17 protein-coding genes, 2 tRNA genes and 1 riboswitch are annotated in these 21,184 nt (G+C 66.6%); of the genes, 1 reads left to right on the top strand and 18 read right to left on the bottom strand.

Translation table 11 applies throughout. The features are described from left to right. Position 1 precedes the first annotated feature (1 nt). From cobW to WFK98_RS07775, 13 genes are all read right to left on the bottom strand, one after another. Positions 2–1,018: a cobalamin biosynthesis protein CobW gene (cobW, locus tag WFK98_RS07835; protein WP_336799834.1), complete on the bottom strand. Its 1,017-nt coding sequence runs from the start codon at positions 1,016–1,018 to the stop codon at positions 2–4. Then, the gene (gene cobU / locus WFK98_RS07830) at positions 1,015–1,563 is read right to left on the bottom strand and encodes a bifunctional adenosylcobinamide kinase/adenosylcobinamide-phosphate guanylyltransferase (RefSeq protein WP_336799833.1); all 549 of its coding nucleotides are present in this window, start codon (positions 1,561–1,563) and stop codon (positions 1,015–1,017) included. Before cobU ends, cobW begins: the two co-directional genes overlap by 4 nt. Before the next feature lie 4 nt (positions 1,564–1,567). Further along, on the bottom strand, positions 1,568–2,311 hold the full coding sequence (locus tag WFK98_RS07825; RefSeq protein ID WP_277614161.1) for a CbtA family protein: 744 nt from the start codon (positions 2,309–2,311) through the stop codon (positions 1,568–1,570). A gap of 16 nt (positions 2,312–2,327) precedes the next feature. After that, complete coding sequence (locus tag WFK98_RS07820; RefSeq protein WP_266337452.1) at positions 2,328–2,528, bottom strand: CbtB domain-containing protein; 201 nt, start codon at positions 2,526–2,528, stop codon at positions 2,328–2,330. A gap of 30 nt (positions 2,529–2,558) precedes the next feature. Beyond that, positions 2,559–2,776, bottom strand: a riboswitch (cobalamin riboswitch). Positions 2,777–2,806: 30 nt separating this feature from the next. Further along, a complete protein-coding gene (locus WFK98_RS07815; RefSeq protein ID WP_266337451.1) occupies positions 2,807–3,064 on the bottom strand; it encodes a hypothetical protein in 258 nt (85 codons plus the stop codon). A gap of 215 nt (positions 3,065–3,279) precedes the next feature. Continuing rightward, positions 3,280–3,355: transfer RNA gene (locus WFK98_RS07810), tRNA-Asn, on the bottom strand. Positions 3,356–3,445: 90 nt separating this feature from the next. Next, a tRNA-Asn gene (locus WFK98_RS07805) sits at positions 3,446–3,521 on the bottom strand. A 208-nt stretch (positions 3,522–3,729) separates the two neighbouring features. Further along, the gene (locus tag WFK98_RS07800; protein WP_266337450.1) at positions 3,730–3,963 is read right to left on the bottom strand and encodes a formate dehydrogenase subunit delta; all 234 of its coding nucleotides are present in this window, start codon (positions 3,961–3,963) and stop codon (positions 3,730–3,732) included. Beyond that, positions 3,953–4,771, bottom strand: coding sequence for a formate dehydrogenase accessory sulfurtransferase FdhD (gene fdhD, locus WFK98_RS07795; RefSeq protein ID WP_266337449.1), 819 nt, complete (start codon positions 4,769–4,771; stop codon positions 3,953–3,955). Before fdhD ends, WFK98_RS07800 begins: the two co-directional genes overlap by 11 nt. A 4-nt stretch (positions 4,772–4,775) precedes the next feature. Then, positions 4,776–7,622, bottom strand: coding sequence for a formate dehydrogenase subunit alpha (fdhF, locus tag WFK98_RS07790; protein WP_336799832.1), 2,847 nt, complete (start codon positions 7,620–7,622; stop codon positions 4,776–4,778). Positions 7,623–7,631: 9 nt separating this feature from the next. Further along, positions 7,632–9,188 carry a formate dehydrogenase beta subunit gene (locus tag WFK98_RS07785; protein ID WP_336799831.1) on the bottom strand — a complete coding sequence of 519 codons (1,557 nt, stop codon included), beginning with the start codon at positions 9,186–9,188 and terminating at the stop codon, positions 7,632–7,634. Then, a complete protein-coding gene (locus WFK98_RS07780) occupies positions 9,185–9,670 on the bottom strand; it encodes a formate dehydrogenase subunit gamma (RefSeq protein WP_266337446.1) in 486 nt (161 codons plus the stop codon). Before WFK98_RS07780 ends, WFK98_RS07785 begins: the two co-directional genes overlap by 4 nt. A gap of 158 nt (positions 9,671–9,828) precedes the next feature. Further along, on the bottom strand, positions 9,829–10,515 hold the full coding sequence (locus WFK98_RS07775) for an invasion associated locus B family protein (RefSeq protein ID WP_266337445.1): 687 nt from the start codon (positions 10,513–10,515) through the stop codon (positions 9,829–9,831). A gap of 251 nt (positions 10,516–10,766) precedes the next feature. On the opposite strand from WFK98_RS07775, the gene WFK98_RS07770 reads away from it, so the two are divergent. Further along, a complete protein-coding gene (locus tag WFK98_RS07770; protein ID WP_442907386.1) occupies positions 10,767–12,602 on the top strand; it encodes an extracellular solute-binding protein in 1,836 nt (611 codons plus the stop codon). A 306-nt stretch (positions 12,603–12,908) separates the two neighbouring features. On the opposite strand, the gene mfd is transcribed toward WFK98_RS07770, so the two are convergent. The 5 genes from mfd to WFK98_RS07745 form a co-directional block, all read right to left on the bottom strand. Continuing rightward, positions 12,909–16,412 (bottom strand): transcription-repair coupling factor, encoded by a 3,504-nt coding sequence (gene mfd / locus WFK98_RS07765; protein WP_336799830.1) that lies wholly within the window; start codon positions 16,410–16,412, stop codon positions 12,909–12,911. Continuing rightward, entirely contained in the window at positions 16,412–16,705 is a 294-nt protein-coding gene (locus tag WFK98_RS07760) for an FAD assembly factor SdhE (RefSeq protein WP_266337443.1), read from the bottom strand. The genes mfd and WFK98_RS07760 overlap by 1 nt, the downstream gene beginning before the upstream one ends. Before the next feature lie 174 nt (positions 16,706–16,879). After that, the gene (locus tag WFK98_RS07755; RefSeq protein ID WP_336799829.1) at positions 16,880–18,541 is read right to left on the bottom strand and encodes a hydantoinase B/oxoprolinase family protein; all 1,662 of its coding nucleotides are present in this window, start codon (positions 18,539–18,541) and stop codon (positions 16,880–16,882) included. Continuing rightward, positions 18,541–20,619, bottom strand: a complete 2,079-nt coding sequence (locus tag WFK98_RS07750) for a hydantoinase/oxoprolinase family protein (RefSeq protein WP_336799828.1) — start codon at positions 20,617–20,619, stop codon at positions 18,541–18,543. Before WFK98_RS07750 ends, WFK98_RS07755 begins: the two co-directional genes overlap by 1 nt. Position 20,620: 1 nt before the next feature. Then, positions 20,621–21,181, bottom strand: a complete 561-nt coding sequence (locus WFK98_RS07745; protein ID WP_336799827.1) for a GAF domain-containing protein — start codon at positions 21,179–21,181, stop codon at positions 20,621–20,623. Positions 21,182–21,184: the final 3 nt, after the last annotated feature.

Here is a 21,184-nt window from a genome sequence, read left to right as displayed (position 1 = left end):
CTCAGGCCTTGAAATGGGCCGAGATGGAAGCCGCGTCGAGGCCGCGCTCGCCGATCACCACGAGACGGCCGGCATTGCCGCCCGGCGCGAAATAGGTGTCGACGCGGGGGCCGACGGCCTGCACGACGGCGGGCGCCGCCTTGCCGGCGACCGACGCCCGGCCCTTGATGCGCAGCACGCCCTTTTCCGCCATGGCAGCGCGGACGCGACTGCCCAGCGCCTCGATCGACGGCAGTTCGGCGACATCGACGATGAAGGTGTCGAAATCGTCGTGATCGTGCTCCTCCCCTTCAAGGTCGTGATGGCTCTTGCGCTCGAAGGCGTCGTCTTCCGCCGCCGCCCCCACGCCGAGCAGCACCGATGCCGGCAGGCCCGATGCATTGGCATGAACGACGCGCGCTTCCTTGCGGGCATCGCGGGCGACGATCTCGGCCACTTCCTCGATCTGTTTGGCGTCGACCAGATCGGTCTTGGAAAAGACGATCAGATCGGCGCAGGAGAGCTGGTCTTCAAAGAGTTCCTCGATCGGATCCTCGTGATCGAGGGATTCGTCGGCGGCGCGCTGGGCGGCCACGGCCTCCTCGTCATGGGCGAAGCGGCCGGCCGCGACGGCCTCGGCATCGACGACGGTGATGACGCCGTCGATGGTGACGCGATGGCGGACGGTCGGCCAGGTGAAGGCGCGCACGAGCGGCTGCGGCAATGCCAGCCCGGATGTCTCGATGACGATGTGATCGGGCGCCGGCTCGCGGGCGAGCAGTTGCTCGATCGTCGGCAGGAAATCGTCGGCGACGGTGCAGCAGATGCAGCCATTGGTGAGCTCGATCACCGTATCCGGCTTGCAGTCGTCGTCGTCGCAATCCGACAGCAGCGAGCCGTCAAAGCCCATGTCGCCGAATTCGTTGACGATCAGCGCGATGCGGCGGCCTTCGGCGCCGGCGATCAGGTTGCGGATCAGCGTGGTCTTGCCGGCTCCCAGGAAGCCGGTGACGATGGTGGCGGGAATACGGGCGGTCAAAGGACGAACTCCGGGTTCGGATTGGGTTTCAGGCGCACCGGGAGGCCAGCGGCCACAAGAAAGACGGTCTGCACGGCGGCGGCGATCTTCTGGTTGAGGCGCCCCTGCTCATCGGCGAAGCGGCGGGCGAGCGCGTTCATCGGCACGATGCCGGAACCGACCTCGTTGGAGACCAACACGACCGGTCCCCTCGCTTCGGCGAGCGCGGCCGCCAGCGCGTCGCCCTCACTGACGACGTCACGTTCCGCTTCCATCAGGTTGGAGAGCCAGAGCGTCAGGCAATCGACGAGGATGACGCGGCCGGGATCGGCGAGATCAGCCAGCCGGGCTGTCAGGTCGAGCGGCTCTTCCACCGTCGTCCAGTCGAGGCCTCGCCGGTCGCGATGCGCCGAAATCCGCGCCTGCATTTCAACATCGCGGATCTCGGCGGTGGCGAGGTAGGTGGCCGGCAACCCGGTGCGGGCCACCAGTTCCTCGGCGAAGCGGCTCTTGCCGGAGCGGGCGCCGCCGAGGACGAGCGCCGTGCGCGGCGCGGAAGGTGCCACGATCTCAGGCCGTCCGGGACAGGCGCTGATAGAGCCAGCCGGAGAAGAGGCCCGACAGCGCCCATAGCAGCGCGCTGACCACCAGCGAGGCCGCGACGAACTCGCCGCCGAGGCCAGCCGGATAGGAGGCTTCGAGCGTCGGCGGCACGGGTGCGCCGATCACATGCGGCAGCACGCCGATGACAAGGCCGGCAGCCTTCAGCAGCCACGAACCGCTGAAAACGATCAGCGCAAGGCCGATCGCCGAGGCAGCGACGGTCGAGAGCCACCAGACCTGCCGCGAGGTGACCTCGGCGGCTGCCGTGCCGGGAAGCTCCGGCGACAGGCCGAGCGACGGCAGCAGCGATGCGGCGAAGAAGCCGGCCACGCCCCAGAGCACGCCGGTGCGCGCGTCGATCTTGCCGCCGCGGATCGACATCAGGCCGAGCAGAACGGCCGAAACGCCGACCCCCATCAGCAGGTTGGCGAGCAGCGTGTAGGCCGAGCGCTCGAAGCCGTCCGCCGGCGACCACGCGTCCTCGTCATGCTGATGCGCCGGAGCGGCTTCGGGAGCGGCCGCCTCATGCGCATGGGCCTCGGTCGTCGAGTGCTCGTGCGGCGCGGCGGCGGCGGCCGGCGCCGGCTCGGCGTTCTCGAAGGTTTCGGCGTGGAGGATCAGAGGCTCGGTGGTGACCGCCTGAACGACGGACAGCGCAATGCCCACGGCAAGCCCCGCGCCGAAGGCGCTGAGGATGATCGTCTTGAACATGTTGATCCCTATGGCGTCAGTGGCAGGGCAGACCGAGGGAATGCCGGGTGTCGTGAGTCGCGTTGTGGATCAGGCTCGGCGCGGCGAAGCCGGTGCCGATGAACAGGAACAGACCGAAGGCGACGGCGAACAGGGCCGGGACGATGCGGGAACCCGCCTGCGCCTCTACACCGGAAATCGACGTGGACCGCGTTGCGGCCTTGGAAAGATTGGACATAGCGTCTCCTTGGCCGTCCCACCGACGGCTGACTGGTATGAGGCGCTGGCTGGTCTCCTGGCTCGCGGGTCGCAGCTTCCTCGACGCCTTCCCGGTTTCCCAGTGGCCATCGCGAGGTCGCTCGCCGCTTACAGTTGCGGGGGCAGCTTCGGCATTGGAATCCCGCAAGGGGTCCTTCCGTACCGAATTCCCATTTCATCCCCCTGAACCTTGGGTCCATCGGGGGAACCGACGCAAAATGACGCTAGATGGATTGCCGCTCCGGCGCAAGTCGCCGCTCATTTGGCGGCGGCGGTGCCCTTGTTGCGAAAGTGGGCCCAGCGGCGGAGGATCGCGACTTCGGATTGCCGGCGCAGGCGCCGCACGCGCGGAAAATCGTGCGACAGCACCACCAGCCCGACCGGCACCATCCAGAAGCCGAGCACCGGCAGGAATCCGAGCACGCCGCCCAGCAGGAAGCCGCCGCCGATGGCGACGCGCGCCGTGCGGCTGCGCGGGAGGGAGATCGCCTTCTTGCCGAAACGAATGGATGCCATGCGGGTCGGGCACTCCTGGGAGGATTGTTCAAAGCTCGCCATCAACCCGCGTCGCGGGAGGCTCGAGGCTGCCCTTTTATGTGGAAGAGGGCGGCCCGATTGCAACACCCTGTCCTGCCGTCCGCGGTGAACCGGGAGAGACGCCGAGCGCCAAGCGCGAGGCGGAAAACAATCAAGGGGCCGGATGGCTATCCATCCGACCCCTTGATCAAAACTGGCTCCGCGAGTTGGACTCGAACCAACGACCCGGTGATTAACAGTCACCTGCTCTACCAACTGAGCTATCGCGGAACAGCGTATGCGGCCCCTTTCCTCGCCTCGCCGAGGCTCGGAAACAATCAAGGGGCTAGATGGCTATCCATCCAACCCCTTGATCGAATTTGGCTCCGCGAGTTGGACTCGAACCAACGACCCGGTGATTAACAGTCACCTGCTCTACCAACTGAGCTATCGCGGAACAGCGTCGCCGCTGCTGTGAGCGAGGCTATAGCAAAGCCCGTATCGGCTTGCAAAGACCTAAAACGCATGTTTTCCGCCCATATAGGGCAAGGGGCGCCAAAACGTAGCGTTCCCGCGGGTTTGGCGTGGGGATAACTCGAACGATCGAACCCGGATCCGCAGCCGCATAAATATCGCCGGGCGGTCTCCCGGCCGCCCGAACGCGCCTATCGCGCCGCCGCCATCTCGCGCAATCTCTCCACCGCCTGGCGGACGAGCGGGTCGAGCCCGGCGCCGCCGGCGTCGAGATGGGCGAGAATGCCGGCCCGCATCCGGGGGTCCCAGAACTTGCGCAGATGTTCGGCGATCGCCGCAGGGGCCTTCTCCGCGCCCTGGCTGGCGAAGAACTTGCCGATCTGGTTCGCCATGTAGACGAGCTTCTCGGACGTATCAGACGACATGGGCTGCAACTTCCTCGGCAATCCGATGCGGATGGGTGAAGACTTCGAAGCTGTCGCCGCGCGCGATGGCCGCCAGCGTGATGCCGGCGGCCTCGGCTGTGCGGACGGCGAGCGCGGTCGGCGCCGACACGGCGACAATCAACGGCGCGCCAATCATGGCCGTCTTCTGCACCATCTCGACCGAGACGCGGCTGGTCAGGATCACCATGCCGGACGCCCCGTCGATGCCGTCCCGCGCCAGCGCGCCGCAGAGTTTGTCGAGCGCGTTGTGGCGGCCGACATCCTCGCGCAATGCGACGACGCCCTTCCCCGGCAGCGCGAAAGCGGCGGCATGCATGGAATGGGTCTCGCCGTTCAACAATTGCAGCGGCGCCAGCGCCGCCAGCGCGCCGCGGATCTCCCGCGCGCTGAAGCGCGTGGCCTGGTCGACCGGCGGCACACGGCGCATCGCCTCGGCGAGGCTGTCGATGCCGCAGAGGCCGCAGCCGGTCGGCCCGGCCATGTAGCGCCGACGCTGCGCCAGCGCCTGGCCGCGAGACGCGGCGAGCCACATGCGCAGCTCGACGCCGATCTCCTGCTCGACGATTTCAAGCCGCTCGATCTCGGGCGCATCCGCGACGATGCCTTCCGAGAGGCTGAAGCCGACGGCGAAGTCCTCGAGATCCGCCGGCGTCGCCATCATCACGGCCTGCGTGCTGCCGTCATAGGTCAGGGCGACAGCTACCTCCTCCGGGATCGCGCGCTCGCCCGCCGCCGCGCCATCGGCGCGCCAGAGCATCCTCGGCACGCGGCGGACGGGCGATTTCATGGCCCTACTCCGCCGCCTCGACGACCGGCAGGATTCGACGGCTGCTGCGGGCGCGGTCCTCGTAGCTCTCCTGCCAGGCCGTCGGGCCGTTGGAGGGGGAAACCTGCACCGCCGTCACCTTGTATTCCGGGCAATTGGTGGCCCAGTCGGAGAAATCCGTCGTGACGACGTTCGCCTGCGTGCCCGGATGATGGAACGTCGTGTAGACGACTCCGGGCGCAACGCGCTCGGTGATCAGCGCGCGCAGGCTCGTCTCGCCGGAGCGGCTGGCGAGCTTCACCCACTGGCCGTCCTGCACGCCGCGCTGCTCGGCATCGTGCGGGTGCATCTCCAGCCGGTCCTCTTCGTGCCAGACGACGTTCTCCGTGCGCCGCGTCTGCGCGCCGACATTGTACTGCGACAGGATGCGGCCGGTGGTGAGCAGCAGCGGGAAGCGTGGGCCGGTGCGCTCGTCGGTCGCGACATATTCGGTCACCATGAAGCGACCCTTGCCGCGCACGAATCCGTCGATATGCATGACGGGCGTGCCGAGCGGCGCCTTCTCGTTGCACGGCCACTGCACCGAGCCCTCGGCTTCGAGTTTGGCATAGGAGACGCCGGCGAAGCTCGGCGTCAGCCGCGCGATCTCGTCCATGATCTCGGACGGATGGGCGTAATTCATGTTGAAGCCCATGGCGTGGGCGAGCGCAAGCGTGATCTCCCAGTCCGCCTTGCCGGATTTCGACGGCATCACCTTGCGGACGCGCTGGATGCGGCGCTCGGCATTGGTGAAGGTGCCGTCCTTTTCCAGGAAGGTCGAGCCCGGCAGGAAGACATGGGCGTAGTTGGCCGTCTCGTTCAGGAAAAGGTCCTGCACGACGACGCACTCCATGGCGGCGAGGCCGGCCGCGACGTGGCGGGTGTCGGGGTCGGACTGCAGGATGTCCTCACCCTGGACATAGAGGCCCTTGAAGACGCCATCGACAGCGGCGTCGAGCATGTTGGGGATGCGCAGGCCCGGCTCGCTGTCGAGCGGCACGCCCCAGAGTGATTCGAACAATTGCCGCGTCTCGTCGCCCGAGACATGGCGATAGCCGGAGAGCTCGTGCGGGAACGAGCCCATGTCGCAGGCGCCCTGGACGTTGTTCTGGCCGCGCAGCGGGTTCACGCCGACGCCGGGCCGGCCGATATTGCCGGTCGCCATGGCGAGATTGGCGATCGCCATCACCGTGGTCGAGCCCTGGCTGTGCTCGGTGACGCCGAGGCCGTAATAGATCGCGCCATTGCCGCCGGTGGCATAAAGCCGGGCGGCGGCGCGGAGATCCGCCGCCGGAACGCCGGAAACCGCCTCGATCGCCTCCGGGCTGTGGCGCGGGTCGGCGACGAAGGAGGCCCAGTCCTGGAACTCGTCCCAGTCGCAGCGCTCGCGCACGAAGGCCTCGTCGGCCAGCCCCTCGGTGACGATGACATGCGCCATGGCGGTGAGCACCGCGACATTGGTGCCGGGCTTCAGCGGCAGATGATGGGCTGCCTCGACATGCGGCGTACGCACGAGATCGATGCGGCGCGGATCGACGACGATAAGCTTGGCGCCCTCGCGCAGCCGCTTCTTCATGCGCGAGCCGAACACCGGATGCGCGTCGGTGGGATTGGCGCCGATCAGCAGGATAACATCGGCCTGCTCGACGGAGTCGAAATCCTGCGTGCCTGCCGAGGTGCCGTAGGTCTGGCTCAGGCCATAGCCGGTCGGCGAATGGCAGACGCGGGCGCAGGTATCGACATTGTTGTTGCCGAAGCCGCCGCGGATCAGCTTCTGGACGAGGAACGTCTCCTCGTTGGTGCAGCGCGACGAGGTGATGCCGCCAATGGAAAGCCGGCCGTATTTCGCCTGGATGCGCTTGAACTCCGACGCCGTGTGGGCGAGCGCCTCTTCCCACGACACTTCGCGCCAGGGATCGGTGATGCTCGCGCGGATCATCGGGTTAAGGATACGCTCCCTGTGGCTGGCATAGCCCCAGGCGAAGCGTCCCTTGACGCAGGAATGGCCTCGATTGGCCTTGCCGTCCTTCCACGGCACCATGCGCACGACCTCGTTGCCGCGCATCTCGGCCTTGAAGGTGCAGCCGACGCCGCAATAGGCGCAGGTGGTGATGACCGAATGCTCGGGCTGGCCAATCTCGATCACCGACTTTTCGGTCAGGGTCGCGGTCGGGCAGGCCTGGACGCAGGCGCCGCAGGAGACGCATTCGGAGCCGAGGAAGCTTTCCTCCATGCCGGGCGAGACGACACTGTCGAATCCGCGGCCGGCGATCGCCAGCGCGAAGGTGCCCTGCACTTCCTCGCAGGCACGCACGCAGCGCGAGCATACGATGCATTTCGACGGGTCGTAGGTGAAATAGGGGTTCGACTCGTCCTTGCCCGGGTTGGGGTGGTTGTGCCCCTCATGACCATAGCGGACGTCGCGCAGGCCGACCGCGCCGGCCATGTCCTGCAGCTCGCAATCGCCGTTCGCCGCACAGGTCAGGCAATCGAGCGGGTGGTCGGAGATGTAGAGCTCCATGACGCCCTTGCGCAGGCGCTTCAGCCGCTCCGTCTGGGTCTTCACCACCATGCCCGGCATCACCGGCGTGGTGCAGGAGGCGGGCGTTCCCGCCCTGCCCTCGATCTCGACGAGGCAGAGGCGGCAGGAACCATAGGCGTCCAGCATGTCGGTAGCGCAAAGCTTCGGGATCGCCGTGCCCATCTCGCCGGCGGCGCGCATGATGGATGTGCCCTCGGGCACCGTCAGGGTCTCGCCGTCGATGGTGAGCGTCACCATCGTCTCCGACGTCGAGCGCGGCGTGCCGTAGTCGATCTCGTGGATCAGCGACATGGCGACCTCCTATCGGGCTTCTTCGAGGCTCGGCGCCGGCGCGTCGAAATCCTCTGGGAAATGGTGAAGCGCACTCATCACAGGATAGGGCGTAAAGCCGCCGAGTGCACAGAGCGAACCGAATTTCATCGTGTGGCAGAGATCTTCGAGCAGGACGCGGTTCTTGTCGCGCTCCTCGCCGCGCAGGATCTTGTCCATCGTCTCCACGCCACGCGTCGAGCCGATGCGGCAGGGCGTGCACTTGCCGCAGGATTCGAGCGCGCAGAACTCCATCGCGAAGCGCGCCTGCTTCGCCATGTCGACCGTGTCGTCGAAGACGACGATGCCGCCATGGCCGATCAACCCGTCCTTGCCGGCAAAGGCCTCATAGTCGAACGGCGTGTCGAACAGCGCACGCGGGAAATAGGCGCCGAGCGGCCCGCCGACCTGCACGGCACGGACCGGGCGGCCGGAAGCCGTGCCGCCGCCGATCTCGTCGACCAGTTCGCCGAGCGTGACGCCGAAGGCGACTTCGTAGAGGCCGCCATGCTTCACATTGCCGGCGATCTGGATCGGCATCGTCCCGCGCGAGCGCCCCATGCCGAAATCGCGATAGGCGGCCGCGCCCTCGGCGAGGATCCACGGCACGGTGGCCAGCGAGATGGCGTTGTTGATGACGGTCGGCTGGCCGAACAGGCCCTTGTGCGCCGGCAGCGGCGGCTTGGCGCGGACGACGCCGCGCCGGCCCTCCAGGCTTTCCAGCAGCGCCGTCTCCTCGCCGCAGACATAGGCGCCGGCGCCGACCCGCACCTCCATGTCGAAATCGAACGCCGAACCCGCGATGCCCCGGCCCAGATAGCCATTCTGGCGCGCCGTCTCGATCGCGGCTTCCATCGCCGCGACGGCATGGGGATACTCGGAGCGGATGTAGATGTAGCCGCGCGTCGCGCCGACAGCGATACCCGCGATGGTCATGCCCTCAATCATGACGAAGGGGTCGCCCTCGAGCAGCATGCGATCGGCGAAGGTGCCGCTGTCACCCTCGTCGGCGTTGCAGACGATGTATTTCTGTTCGGCCCGGGTCCCGGCGACCGTGCGCCACTTTACGCCGGTCGGGAAGCCTGCGCCGCCGCGACCCCGCAGGCCTGACTGCACCACTTCCTCGATGGTGGCGTCGGGACCGATCGCGAGCGTCTGCTCCAGCCCCCTGTAGCCACCATAGGCGCGATAATCGTCCAGCGAGAGCGGGTCGACGACGCCGCAACGCGCGAAGGTCAGGCGCGTCTGCCGCTTCAGCCACGGAATTTCCTCCGTCGGCCCAACCCGCAGCGCGTGGGGCTCGCCCGCGAGCATGGCATCCACCAGAGCCGGAACGTCCTCGGCCGCCACGGGGCCATAGGCGACGCGGCCCTCCGATGTCTCGACCTCGACCATCGGCTCCAGCCAGTAGAGGCCGCGGGAACCGTTGCGGACAATATCGAGCGCCAGCCCCCGCGTCCGTGCCGCCGCTTCGAAAGCCCCCGCGACCTCGTCGGCGCCAACGGCGACAGCACCGGCGTCGCCGGGAATGAAGATCCGGGTGATCATCGTTGCGCCTCCGCAACCAACCGGTCTAGCCGCGCATCATCGAGCCGGCCGATGATGCGGCCGTCGAGCATGGCAGAGGGAGCCGTGGCACAGAGACCGAGGCAATAGATGGGCTCGAGCGTGACGCGGCCATCGGCCGTCGTCTCGCCGAAGCGGATGCCCAGCGCCTGCTCGGCGCGCGAGGCCAGCGCTTCGGCACCCATCGATTGGCAGGCCTCCGCCCGGCAGAGCTTCAGGACGTGGCGGCCTGCCGGCTTGCGGCGGAAGTCGTGATAGAAGGTGACGACGCCATGCACTTCCGCGCGCGACAGGTTGAGCGCTTCCGCGATCATCGGCTCGGCCGCCTCCGGCACGAAGCCGAACGCCGCCTGGATGGCATGGAGGATCGGCAGGGCGGGCCCCTCACAGCCGGCATGGGCAGCGATGATCTCGGCGGCGCGCTTGGCGCTCCATGGCTCGTAGGAATTCACGACGACGACCACTCACAATTTTGAATCGCCGCAAGGTGCCGGTATTCCTCGGCGCAATCAACCGACGGATTGCTACGCCGACGTCGCAGGATGTCGATCCGTCCGGGCGCGAATCAAAAACGGCACGCCCCTGCGGGCGCGCCGTTCCTGGAATTCGCTGGATCGACGGCTCAGTTGGTCGAGCCGCGCTCCTTGTTCTGCTGCTCGATGAGCTTCTTGCGATTCTCTTCGGCGTTCTTCTGCAGCTGGTCCTGCAGGGCGTCGCGACGGGCCTTGCCGGCGGCGCGGTCGAGACCCTCGCCATCGACGACCTTGGTGAAGCCGGCGAGCGAGAACGGGAAGACCATCGGCTTGCCCTGCGGGTTCAGCGAGATCGCAACGACCTTGCTGCCCTTCTTCATCGACGAGATGAAGGCGGTGTCGATCTCTGCCTGGGCGTAGCAGACGCTCGGCTCGCAGACGACGTACTTCAGCTCGGCGGGCTTGTTCTGGTCCACCTGGACGCGCAGGCCCGGCTGGATCAGCTGGCCCGTGAGCACGACCGCGGTGAGCGCGATCTTCGGCTCGCCCTCGAGCTGGCGGATCTGCAGCGAAGCGATGAACTGGTTGGTCTCGGCGCGGAGCTCCTGCGAGGTGATGCAGAGCTTCTTCTTGGACTGCGGGTCCTGGCCGCATTCCTTGATCCACGGAGAAGCCGGCGGAGCGGCATTCGCGGCCGCGGCAGGGGCCTTGGCGGCCGGAGCGTCAGCCGGCGCGGCATCCTGGGCGAAAGCCGCCGGTGCGGACAGCGCCATAATGAGCGCGGCGGCAGCCAGATGCGGCACCCGAACCAGGCCAGAATTCCAACGATGCGACATCGAGCGTGTCCTTGCGTTTATCTCAAAACCCTGCGCTTCGGCGACCGACGGTCCGCCTGCAAACGTCACAGGCTGGCCGCGCGCCGAGGCTGGATGACCAGCAAATGAGGCGACACGGTGACGGTGAAGCTATGCCGCATCAATAGCGGGGCCGAGGCAGGATTTCTAGCGGGCACAAGATTGCCCCAGTAGCCGTGCTACGATTTTTTTCATTCGATTCGTTGCCCGAGCCTCATCTGGGGGAATTTGCCATGCCAATCGGCACCCGCTGGCCCAAGGCGGCCGTCCTCGCGCTCGCGGTTTCCGCGACACTGCCGCTCTCCCTGCCGGTCGGGGCCGAACCAAGGCATGGGATGGCGATGCATGGCGAGCCGGCCCTGCCCGCCGATTTCGACCACCTGCCCTATGCCGACCCGAGCGCGCCAAAAGGAGGCAGAATAACCTACGCCTTCGTCGGCAGCTATGACAGCCTCAACCCCTTCATCGTGAAGGGCGCGGAGACGACGGCGCGCGGAATCTGGGATGCGTCGCTCGGCAACAACGTGTTCGAGGCCCTGCTGGCGCGCAACCGCGACGAGGCCTTCACGCTTTATGGCCTTCTGGCCGAGAGCGTCGACGTGCCGGACGATCGCAGCTCGATCACCTTCAACCTCAATCCGAAAGCGAAATTCTCGGACGGCCAGCCGGTGACCCCCGAGGACGTGATCTTCACGCTCGAACTGCTGCGCGAGAAGGGGCGGCCGAACTACCGCTCCTGGTATTCGAAGGTGAAGAAGATCGAGAAGGTTGGTGAGCACGGCGTGCACATGACCTTCGCCGACGGCGCCGATCGCGAATTGCCGCTTCTGATCGGCCTGATGCCGATACTGCCGAAACACGCCACCGACATCGAGAACTTCGACCGTTCGACGTTGAAGCCCCTGATCGGCAGCGGGCCCTATCTGATGGGCGAGATCAAGCCGGGTGAGCGCTTCACGCTGAAACGCGACCCGAACTACTGGGGCAAAGACCTGCCGATCAAGCGCGGCTTCGACAATTTCGACGAGATCCGCGTCGACTATTACCGCAACCGCAGCTCGATGTTCGAAGCCTTCAAGAAGGGCCTTTACGACGTCAACGCCGAGTCCGATCCCGCCACCTGGCGCAATGGCTATGATTTTCCGGCGGTGGCAGACGGGCGCGTCGTGAAGGAGAGCTTCGAGACCGGCCTGCCCAAGGGCATGCTCGGCTTCGCCATGAACACCCGCCGGCCGACCTTCGAGGACATCCGCGTCCGCAAGGCGCTCGCCGCGCTGCTCGACTTCGAATGGCTCGACAAGAACCTGTTCTTCGACGTCTACAAGAGGAACGCGAGCTACTTCGAGGGCTCCGAACTGTCGTCGATCGGTATCCCGGTTTCCGACAAGGAAAAGGCGCTGCTGGCGAAGTTCCCCGATGCCGTCGAACCCGATGTGCTGGATGGAACTTACCGGCCCGCGAAAAGCGACGGCTCCGGCAGCGACCGAAACCAGCTGCGGGCGGCGCTCGAGCTCCTGAAATCGGCCGGCTATGAGCTCAAGGGCAACGCGCTCGTCAACACGGCGACCGGCCAGCCCCTGACCTTCGAGATCCTGCTCAAGGATCGCGAGCAGGAGCGCGTCGGCCTCGCCTATGCGCGGACCCTCGCCCGCGTCGGCATCAAGGCGACCGTCCGCACCGTCGATTCGGCGCAATACGAGCGCCGCGTGCAGGAATTCGATTTCGACATGATCATGACATCCTGGCCGGCATCGCTGTCACCCGGGAACGAGCAGAACTTCCGCTGGTCGAGCAGCCAGGCGGATGTTCCCGGCTCATATAACTTCGTCGGCGCCAAGAATGCTGCCATCGATGCGCTATTGAACGACATCCTGGCGGCTAAGAAGCGCGAGGATTTCGTCGAATCGGTACGCGCCTTCGACCGCGTCCTGATCTCGCAGCATTATGTCGTGCCGCTCTATTACCTGCCCGAGCAATGGGTCGCGCGCTGGACCGGCGTCGGCCATCCGGAGAGGCAGTCGATCAGCGGCTACACCTACCCGACCTGGTACGCGACGCCGGCAAAGTGAGGGAGCGGGCGGGCGCGGTCTCCCCCGCAGCTGAGAGCCGGCGCCTGCACGTATCGAGTAGAGCGCAGGCCTCGTCCCCCTCGCCGTCATCCCGGACGCAGCACAGCGTCGATCCGGGATCCATCCGCAGCCCAAGGCGGCTGGCATTTTGGCGCGGGGGAGACGCGGATCCGACGCCGCGCCGTGCACGCCCCCGCGCATCCCGATGCATGGATCCCTGCTTTCGCAGGGATGACGGCCGGGTGTGAATCGCAGGCTCCATTCCATCCTTCACCTCTCCCCCACGGGAGAGGTGAAGAAGGCCGATCACGCCGCCTTCTTGCCGCCCTCGGCCGCCATGCGGGCGAGTTGGGTCAGGACCACGGCGGTGCCCTTCAACCGCTGCTCCGGCTTCTCCCAGTCGCGGATGAGCACGATCTTCTGGTCGGGCCGGACCTTGGCGAGGCTGCCCTGCTCGGCGATGTAGCGGATCAGGCCGGCCGGGTTGGCGAAGGTCGAATTGCGGAAGGCGATGACGATGCCCTTCGGGCCGGCGTCGACCTTCTCGACATTCGCCTTTCGGCAGAGCGCCTTGATGTAGACGATCTTCAGAAGATGCTCGACTTCGTCCGGAAGCGGACCGAAGCGATCGATCAGCTCGGCGCCGAAGCCGTCGATCTGCTCGGGCTCCTCCAGGTCGCCCAGCCGGCGATAGAGAGACAGGCGCAGCTGCAGGTCGGGCACATAGGTCTCCGGCAGCATGACCGGCGTGCCGACCGTGATCTGCGGCGACCAGCGGCCATCGGCCTCGGCTTCCTCGGCGCCGCCATCGCGGAGCGCCGCCACCGCCTCTTCCAGCATCTGCTGGTAAAGCTCGTAGCCGACTTCCTTGATATGGCCCGACTGTTCCTCGCCGAGCAGATTGCCGGCGCCGCGGATGTCGAGATCGTGGCTCGCGAGCTGGAAACCTGCGCCCAGCGTATCGAGCGACTGCAGCACCTTGAGGCGGCGATCAGCCATCGCGGTCAACCGCTTCTCGGCCGGCACGGTGAAGAGCGCATAGGCGCGGGTCTTCGAACGGCCAACACGACCGCGCAGCTGGTAGAGCTGCGCCAGGCCGAACATGTCGGCGCGATGCACGATCAGCGTGTTGGCGGTCGGGATGTCGAGGCCGGATTCGACGATCGTCGTCGAAAGCAGCACGTCGTAGGCCCCCTCGTAGAACGCCGTCATGATGTCCTCGAGCTCGGTCGGCGGCATCTGGCCATGCGCGATCGCGACCTTCACCTCCGGCACGAACTTCTCCAGGAACTCCTTGCGGTCCGCGAGATCCGACAGACGCGGGCAGACGTAGAAGCTCTGGCCGCCGCGATAGCGCTCGCGCAGCAGCGCCTCGCGCACCACGAGCGCGTCGAAGGGCGAGATGAAGGTGCGGACCGCCATGCGGTCGACCGGTGGCGTCGTGATCAGCGACAGCTCGCGGACGCCCGTCAGCGCCAGCTGCAGCGTGCGCGGAATCGGCGTCGCCGAGAGCGTCAGCACATGCACGTCGGCGCGGAGCTCCTTGAGCCGCTCCTTGTGCTTGACGCCGAAATGCTGCTCCTCGTCGATGATCAGCAGGCCGAGATCCTTGAATTCGATCGCCTTGCCGAGCAGGGCATGGGTGCCGACGACGATGTCGACCTGGCCTTCCTTGATGCCCTTCTTGGTCTCGGCGAGATCCTTGGCCGAAACGAGCCGCGAGGCCTGTTCGACCCGGACCGGGAAGCCGGCGAAGCGGTTCGAGAAGGTCTTGAAATGCTGGCGCGACAGTAGCGTCGTCGGCACGACGACGGCGACCTGCTTGCCGCTCATCACTGCGACAAAGGCGGCGCGCAGCGCCACTTCCGTCTTGCCGAAGCCGACGTCGCCGCAGATCAGGCGATCCATCGGCGTGCCGGCGCCGAGGTCGGAGATGACCGCCTCGATGGCCGCGAGCTGGTCTTCCGTCTCCTCATAGGGGAAGCGGGCGGCAAACTCGTCATAGAGGCCATCGGCCGGCGCCAGCGGCTCGGCATGGCGCATGGCGCGGGCGGCAGCGACCTTGATCAGCTGGCCCGCCATGTCGCGGATGCGCTGCTTCAACTTGGCCTTGCGCGCCTGCCAGGCGACGCCGCCGAGCTTGTCGAGCACGGCCTCGGTATCTTCCGAGCCATAGCGCGACAGCAGTTCGATGTTCTCGACCGGCAGATAGAGCCGGTCGCCGCCGTGATAGACGATCTCCAGGCAATCATGCGGCGCGCCGGCGGCGGTGATCGTCTTCAGCCCGGTGAAGCGGCCGATGCCGTGATCGACATGGACGACGATGTCGCCTTCCGAAAGCCCCGTCACCTCGCTCAGGAAGTCGGAGGCGCGCTTCGACCGCTTGCGCGGCCGCACCAGGCGGTCGCCCAGGATGTCCTGCTCGCCGATGACAACCATGTCCGGCGTTTCGAAGCCGGCTTCGAGGCCGAGCACGCCGAGACCGACGACGCCCTTGGCGAGCTTTTCCGCCGCGGCCCAGTCCTCGATGCGCTCGACCCGCTTCAGGCCGTGATCGTCGAGCACCTGCGCCAGGCGGTCACGCGCGCCGTCGCTCCACGAGGCGATGACGACGCGCTTCTTCTCGCGCAGGCCGCCGATATGGGCGATGACCGCGTCGAAGACATTGACGTCGCCGGCGGTGCGCTCGGCCGCGAAGGTGCGGCCATGCCGGCCGCCGAGATCGGCGACCATGGTGTCGTCCGCCTCGGCGAACGGAGTCATCCGGAGCAACGGCGCCGTCTTCTCGCGCGCCCTCCATTCGTCCGGCGTCAGATAAAGCTGATCGGGCGGCACCGGCCGGTAGGGCACACCGCCCTGCCCCTGGCCCATGCCGCTCTTGCGCGCGTCATAGTGGTCCTGGATGTCGTCGAAGCGCTCGGCGATGGCCTCCTCGGCCAGATGATCGAGGACGACCGGTGCCTCGGGCACATAATCGAACAGCGTGTCGAGGCCGTCGACGAAGAGCGGCAGCCAGTGCTCGACGCCGGTATAGCGGCGGCCCTCGCTGACCGACTGGTAGAGCAGGTCCTCGCGGTCGGTCGCGCCGAACAAGGCCACATAGCGCTCGCGGAAATGGGCGATCGCTTCCGGCGACAGCACCAGTTCGCTCATCGGCACGAGATCGAGGCGCTTCTTCTGCGCCACGGTGCGCTGGCTCTCGACGTCGAAGGTGCGGATCGAATCGACGGTGTCGCCGAAGAAATCGACGCGGACCGGCTCCCCCTGGCCGGCGGCGAACAGGTCGATAATGCCGCCGCGAACGGCATATTCGCCCGCTTCGCGCACGGTCGAGGTGCGCAGGAAGCCATTATCCTCCAGCCAGGCGATGAGCCGGTCCATCGACATCTGGTTGCCACTGGCAATCGAGATGCTCTGGCGGGCGACCTGGTCGCGGCGCGGCAAGCGCTGCACGGCGGCATTGACGGTGGTGAGCACGACGAGCGCGCGGCCCTTCACCGGCTGGTAGTTGGCGAGATAGGACAGCGCCGCCATGCGCCGCGCCACGACGGCGGTGTTCGGCGACACGCGGTCATAGGGCATGCAGTCCCACGCCGGCACGGCGACGACCTCGGTGCCCGGCGAGAAGAAGCGCATCGCCTGCTCGAGATCGGCCATGCGATTGCCGTCGCGCGCCACGACCAGCACATAGGGAAGGCTCTCGCGCGCCGCCAGCGCGGCGATGTCCGCGACGACCTTGCCGTCGAAGCCATCGGGAACGCCCGAAAGCACCGTCGACGGACGGCCGAGAATATACGGGAAAGTGACCATTACGCCTGACGGGGGCTGGCGCCGGTGAAGGCGGCGAGCTTCTGGAAGAATGCAGTGTTGACGTCGTCCGGCGTCGGGGCCTCGCCCGTCAGCCAGATCAGCAGATCGCGATCCTGCTCCTCCATCAGGGTTTCGAGGAGGTCGAGTTCGCCATCATCAAGAGTTGCGATATGGGCGTCGGCGAAGCGGCCAAGGATCAGGTCCATTTCACGCATGCCGCGATGCCAGCAGCGAAAATGGGTGCGCCGGCGGCGAACGTCCAGCCCATCGCTCGACAAGGTGGTGCCGCTCATCTCAAACTCCGCCGCTGATATCCGATGCGGCGTGATATAGCCCTCTCGCCCGGACTTGTCAGCCTTGGAAGAGCAACGGGTCGAAGCGCTCCGCCCCGGCGGGCGGATTGGAGTTGCGAACCGGGCGTCACGCGGCCAACATTCAATGCGTGACGCCCGGATCGCTGCCAGACGTCAGAGATCGACGCCGTAAACCACCTTGGCGCGCTCGGCGCTCAGATAGCCGTTCTTGATGTCCTCGAGCACGGCAGCGCGGGCGCGCTTCTTCGGATCGCCATAGCCGCCGCCATTGCCTGTGACGACACGGACGATGTCGCCCTTGTTCAGCTCGACGCCGGTGGCGAAGGCATAGCGCTTGCGGCTGCCGTCGGTCTTGATGACATCGACATGGTTGCCGGTGCCGTCATGTCCGCCTTCCATGCCCCAGGGCAGGATCTTCGAGCGGGTATAGCCACAGGTCAGGAAGTTGCCGTCGGCGCGGACGCGGTAATCCATGCGGATGCCCTTGCCGCCACGCCACTGGCCTTCGCCTCCCTCTTCCGGGTTCAGCGCCAGCTGGTCGACGAAGAGACCGTAGCGGGCCTCGGCGATTTCGGCCGGGCAGTTGAAGGTCTCGCCGTGGAAGCCGGAGAAGATCGCGTTGTTGCCGTCGCGGCCGGGCATGGCGCCCCAGCCGCCGATTTCCGGCTCGACGATCGTGTAGTGGCGGCCGGTATCGGGATGCGGACCGCCGACGACTGTACCGCAGATCGAGGCGAAGCTGCCGGCCGAGAGCTTGTCGGGCACATGCTGCGCCAGGCAACGCAGGATCAGGTCGAACACGCGGATCTCGACTTCGTAGTAGAAGGCGTGCGCCGCCGGCTCCTGGGCGTCGAAGATCGAGCCCGGGCGCGTCTTGACGACGAGCGGCCGGAACGAGCCGCCATTGGCGGGCGCGGCGACGTCGGTGACCGCCTTGATCGCCATCTGGCAGGCGACGATGACGCCGTCGCGGCTGGCATTGTTGGGCGTCGGCGTCTGGTCGGGATTGTCGGTGAGATCGACGATGAACTGGTCGTCGGTGATCTCGACCGTCACCTTGTAGATCTGGCCGCTGTCCTGCTCCTCGGCGAAGGAATACTTGCCGTTCGGCAGATCCTTGAGCGCCTTCAACGTCACCTGCTCGCCATAGTCCATGAAGTGGTTCATGGCGGCAATGAAGGTGTCCTTGCCGTACTTGTTGACGAGGTCGAGGATACGCTTGTCGCCGATACGGACGGCCGCGATCGCCGCCCACATGTCGCCCTTCAGGAAGGCCGGCAGGCGGGAATTGACCATCAGGAGGTCCATCACCGACTGGTTGGCGACGCCCTTCTCGATGATCTTGATCGCCGGGACGCGCAGCCCCTCCTGGTAGATCTCGACCGCGTCGGTCGACATCGAGCCGGGCACCATGCCGCCGACATCGTTCCAGTGAGCGATGTTCGCCGTCCAGGCGACGATCTCGCCCTCGGCGAAGACCGGCATCACCAGCACCATGTCGTTCAGGTGGGTCACGCCACCATAGAACGGATCGTTGGTAGCGAAGACGTCGCCCGGATGGATCGCGGCGACGGAGTGCTTGCGCAGCACCGCCTTCACGGCCTTGTCGAGCACGCCGATGAAGGCCGGGATGCCGGCGCCGGACGAGGCGATCTCGCCGTCGGCGGCGCAGATGCCGGTGCCCATGTCGAGCACTTCGTAGATGATGGCGCTCATCGCCGTCTTGCGCATCGCCGCGAACATCTCGTCCGAAATCGCCTGCAGCGAGTTCTGGATGATGTCGAAGGTGACGGGATCGTGGGTCGGAGTGCTCATCAATGGGCCCCCAGCTCGATATGGGTGTTGCCGTAGGCGTCGATCGACACGCGGTTGCCGGGGTGGATCACCACGGTGGTGCCGGGATCCTCGAGGATGGCGGGACCGGCAAAGGACATGCCGGGCTCCAGCTTTTCGAGGTCGTAGATCGTCGCCGGGTGGACGCCTTCCAACGCGTAGTCGACGTCGCGGCGGCCCTTGACCGCCTGCCCGACCGTGGCGCCCGTCGTCGGCAGCGCCACCATCTCGAGCTTGCCGACTTCGGCCGAGGCGACGAGATGCAGGCCGACGATCTCCACCGGCGCGTCGAGGCGATAGGTGTATTCGCGCTCATAGGCCGCGTGGAAATGCTCGATCATCGACTGGATCGCCGCGTCATCGACGAACGTAGCCGGCAGCTCGACCTCGACCGCATGTTCCTGGTTCTGGTAGCGGCACTTGATGAACGGCACGAGCTTGACCTTGTCGGCCGCCACGCCCTCCGCCTCGAACTGACGCAGCGCCCGGTCGCGCGTCTCGCCGACGAGGGCGGCGAGCGCCGCCGTGCGGGCGTCACCGCCCTCGATCAGGCGGGTGACAAAGTAGTCGCGGCGCAGGTCGGACATCATCATGCCCCAGGCCGAGAACACCGACGCGCCACGCGGGATTACGACCTTCTTCATACCGAGCTCGGTGGCAAGCGCCACCGCATGCATGGCGCCGCCGCCACCGAAGGCGACCAGCGTGAAGTCGCGCGGGTCGTGGCCGCGGTTGAGCGACACGAGCTTCAGCGCATTGATCATGTTGTTGTTGGCGATGCGGACAATGCCGCGCGCCGCCTCGATCGGGGCGATGCCGAGCTTTTCCGCCAGCGCGCCGAGTGCGCCGTCGACCGCCTTCATGTCGGCGGTGATGGTGCCGCCGCAGAAATAGTCCTTGTCGATGCGGCCGAGCGCGAGATTGGCGTCGGTCGTCGTCGCCTCAATGCCGCCACGGGCGTAGGCCGCCGGGCCCGGCTTGGCGCCGGCCGATTGCGGGCCGACATGCAGCTTGCCGAAATCATCGACCCAGGCGATCGAGCCGCCGCCATTGCCGATCTCGACCAGATCCACCACCGGCACCATGATCGGATAGCCGGACGAGGTGCGGTCACGCTCGATCCAGTAGTCGGTCATGATCTTGACGTGGCCGTTCTCGATCAGCGAGCACTTCGCCGTCGTGCCGCCGATGTCGAGCGCCAGCACGTTGGGCTCGCCGATGATGCGGCCAAGCTCCGCCGCGCCCCAGAAGCCCGAGGCCGGGCCGCTCTCGACCATGGTGATCGGGATTTCGCGCGTCGCCGACAGCGAGTCGACGCCGCAGTTCGACTGCATGACGTAAAGCTGGCCGCCGAAATCCTTCGAGGCGAGGCCGTCCTCGAGCCGGCCGAGATAGCGGCTGGCGACCGGCTGCACATAGGCCGAGAGCACGGCCGTCGAGGCGCGCTCATATTCGCGCCATTCGCGGGTGATCTGGTGCGAGGCGACGACGGAGACCTCGGGCCAGAGCCTGCGGATCTCGGCTGCCACCGCTTCCTCATGGCTGGGATCGGCGTAGGAATGCAACAGGCAGATCGCGATCGCCTCGACGCCCTCGGCGCGGAAGTCCTCGAGGATCGCCGGGAGGCCGGACAGATCGAGCGGGCTGCGCTCCTCGCCGGTATAGGCGATGCGGCCCGGCACTTCGCGGCAGAGATAGCGCGGCACGAAGGGCTGCGGCTTCACATACTGCAGGTTGAAGAAATCGGGTCGGTTGCCGCGCGCGATCTCCAGCACGTCGCGAAAGCCTTCAGTCGTGATCAGCGCCGTGCGGGCGCCCTTGCGCTCGGTCAGCGCATTGATGACGACGGTGGTGCCATGCGCGAAGAAGGCGATGTCGGCAGGATCGACATCGGCCTTGGCGAGCACGTTCAGCACGCCCTGCTCGAAGTTCGGCGGCGTCGTGTCGGACTTCGCGGTGCGGATCGTCTGCCGGCCCGTCGCATTGTCCGTCTCAAAATAGACGAGGTCGGTGAAGGTGCCGCCGACGTCGGTGGCGACACGGATGGTCTTGTCGCTCATGTCAGCCCTTCGCCTCGCGGATCTTCTCGGCCTGCTCGGTGATCGTCGCAGCCAGGATGCCGATCGCCGCGAAGGGGCGCAGAGCCATGGCGCGCTCGACCTTGTCGGGCGTATAGGCGCCGGTCTTGTCGAGAATGTTGACCGTGCCGAGGACGCTCCCCTCGAACACGATCGGCACATTGATGCAGGAGCCGCAGCCGAGCGACTGGATCAGCTCATGATCGTGGAAGACGGTCGCGATCTCTTCGATCGTGTTGGCGACATAGGGCTTCTTCTCGCCGAAGACGAGATCGTTCCACTTGCCGGCGGCGGACTGCTTGTAGCCCGAAGTCGGATACTCTTCCGGATGGTTGGAATAGAGGCGGCGTGACATGCCGGTGTCGAAGTCCGCGCTCATCACCGTGAAGATGATCGCGCCCACCTCGCGCTGGTAGAGTTCCTCGACCCTAGCGAGCGTCGCGGCCGGCTGGTTGTCCTCGCCGAGCGCGGCGAGGAGCGCGTCCCATGCCTTCCGATCCGACACGGGATCGACCGACTTCAGCTCTGCGGTAGTGCTCATCATGCT

It is taken from the genome of Kaistia sp. MMO-174, assembly GCF_037147815.1.
Classification (GTDB): Bacteria; Pseudomonadota; Alphaproteobacteria; order Rhizobiales; family Kaistiaceae; genus Kaistia; species Kaistia nematophila.
This window is presented reverse-complemented; position numbering and strand designations above follow the sequence as displayed.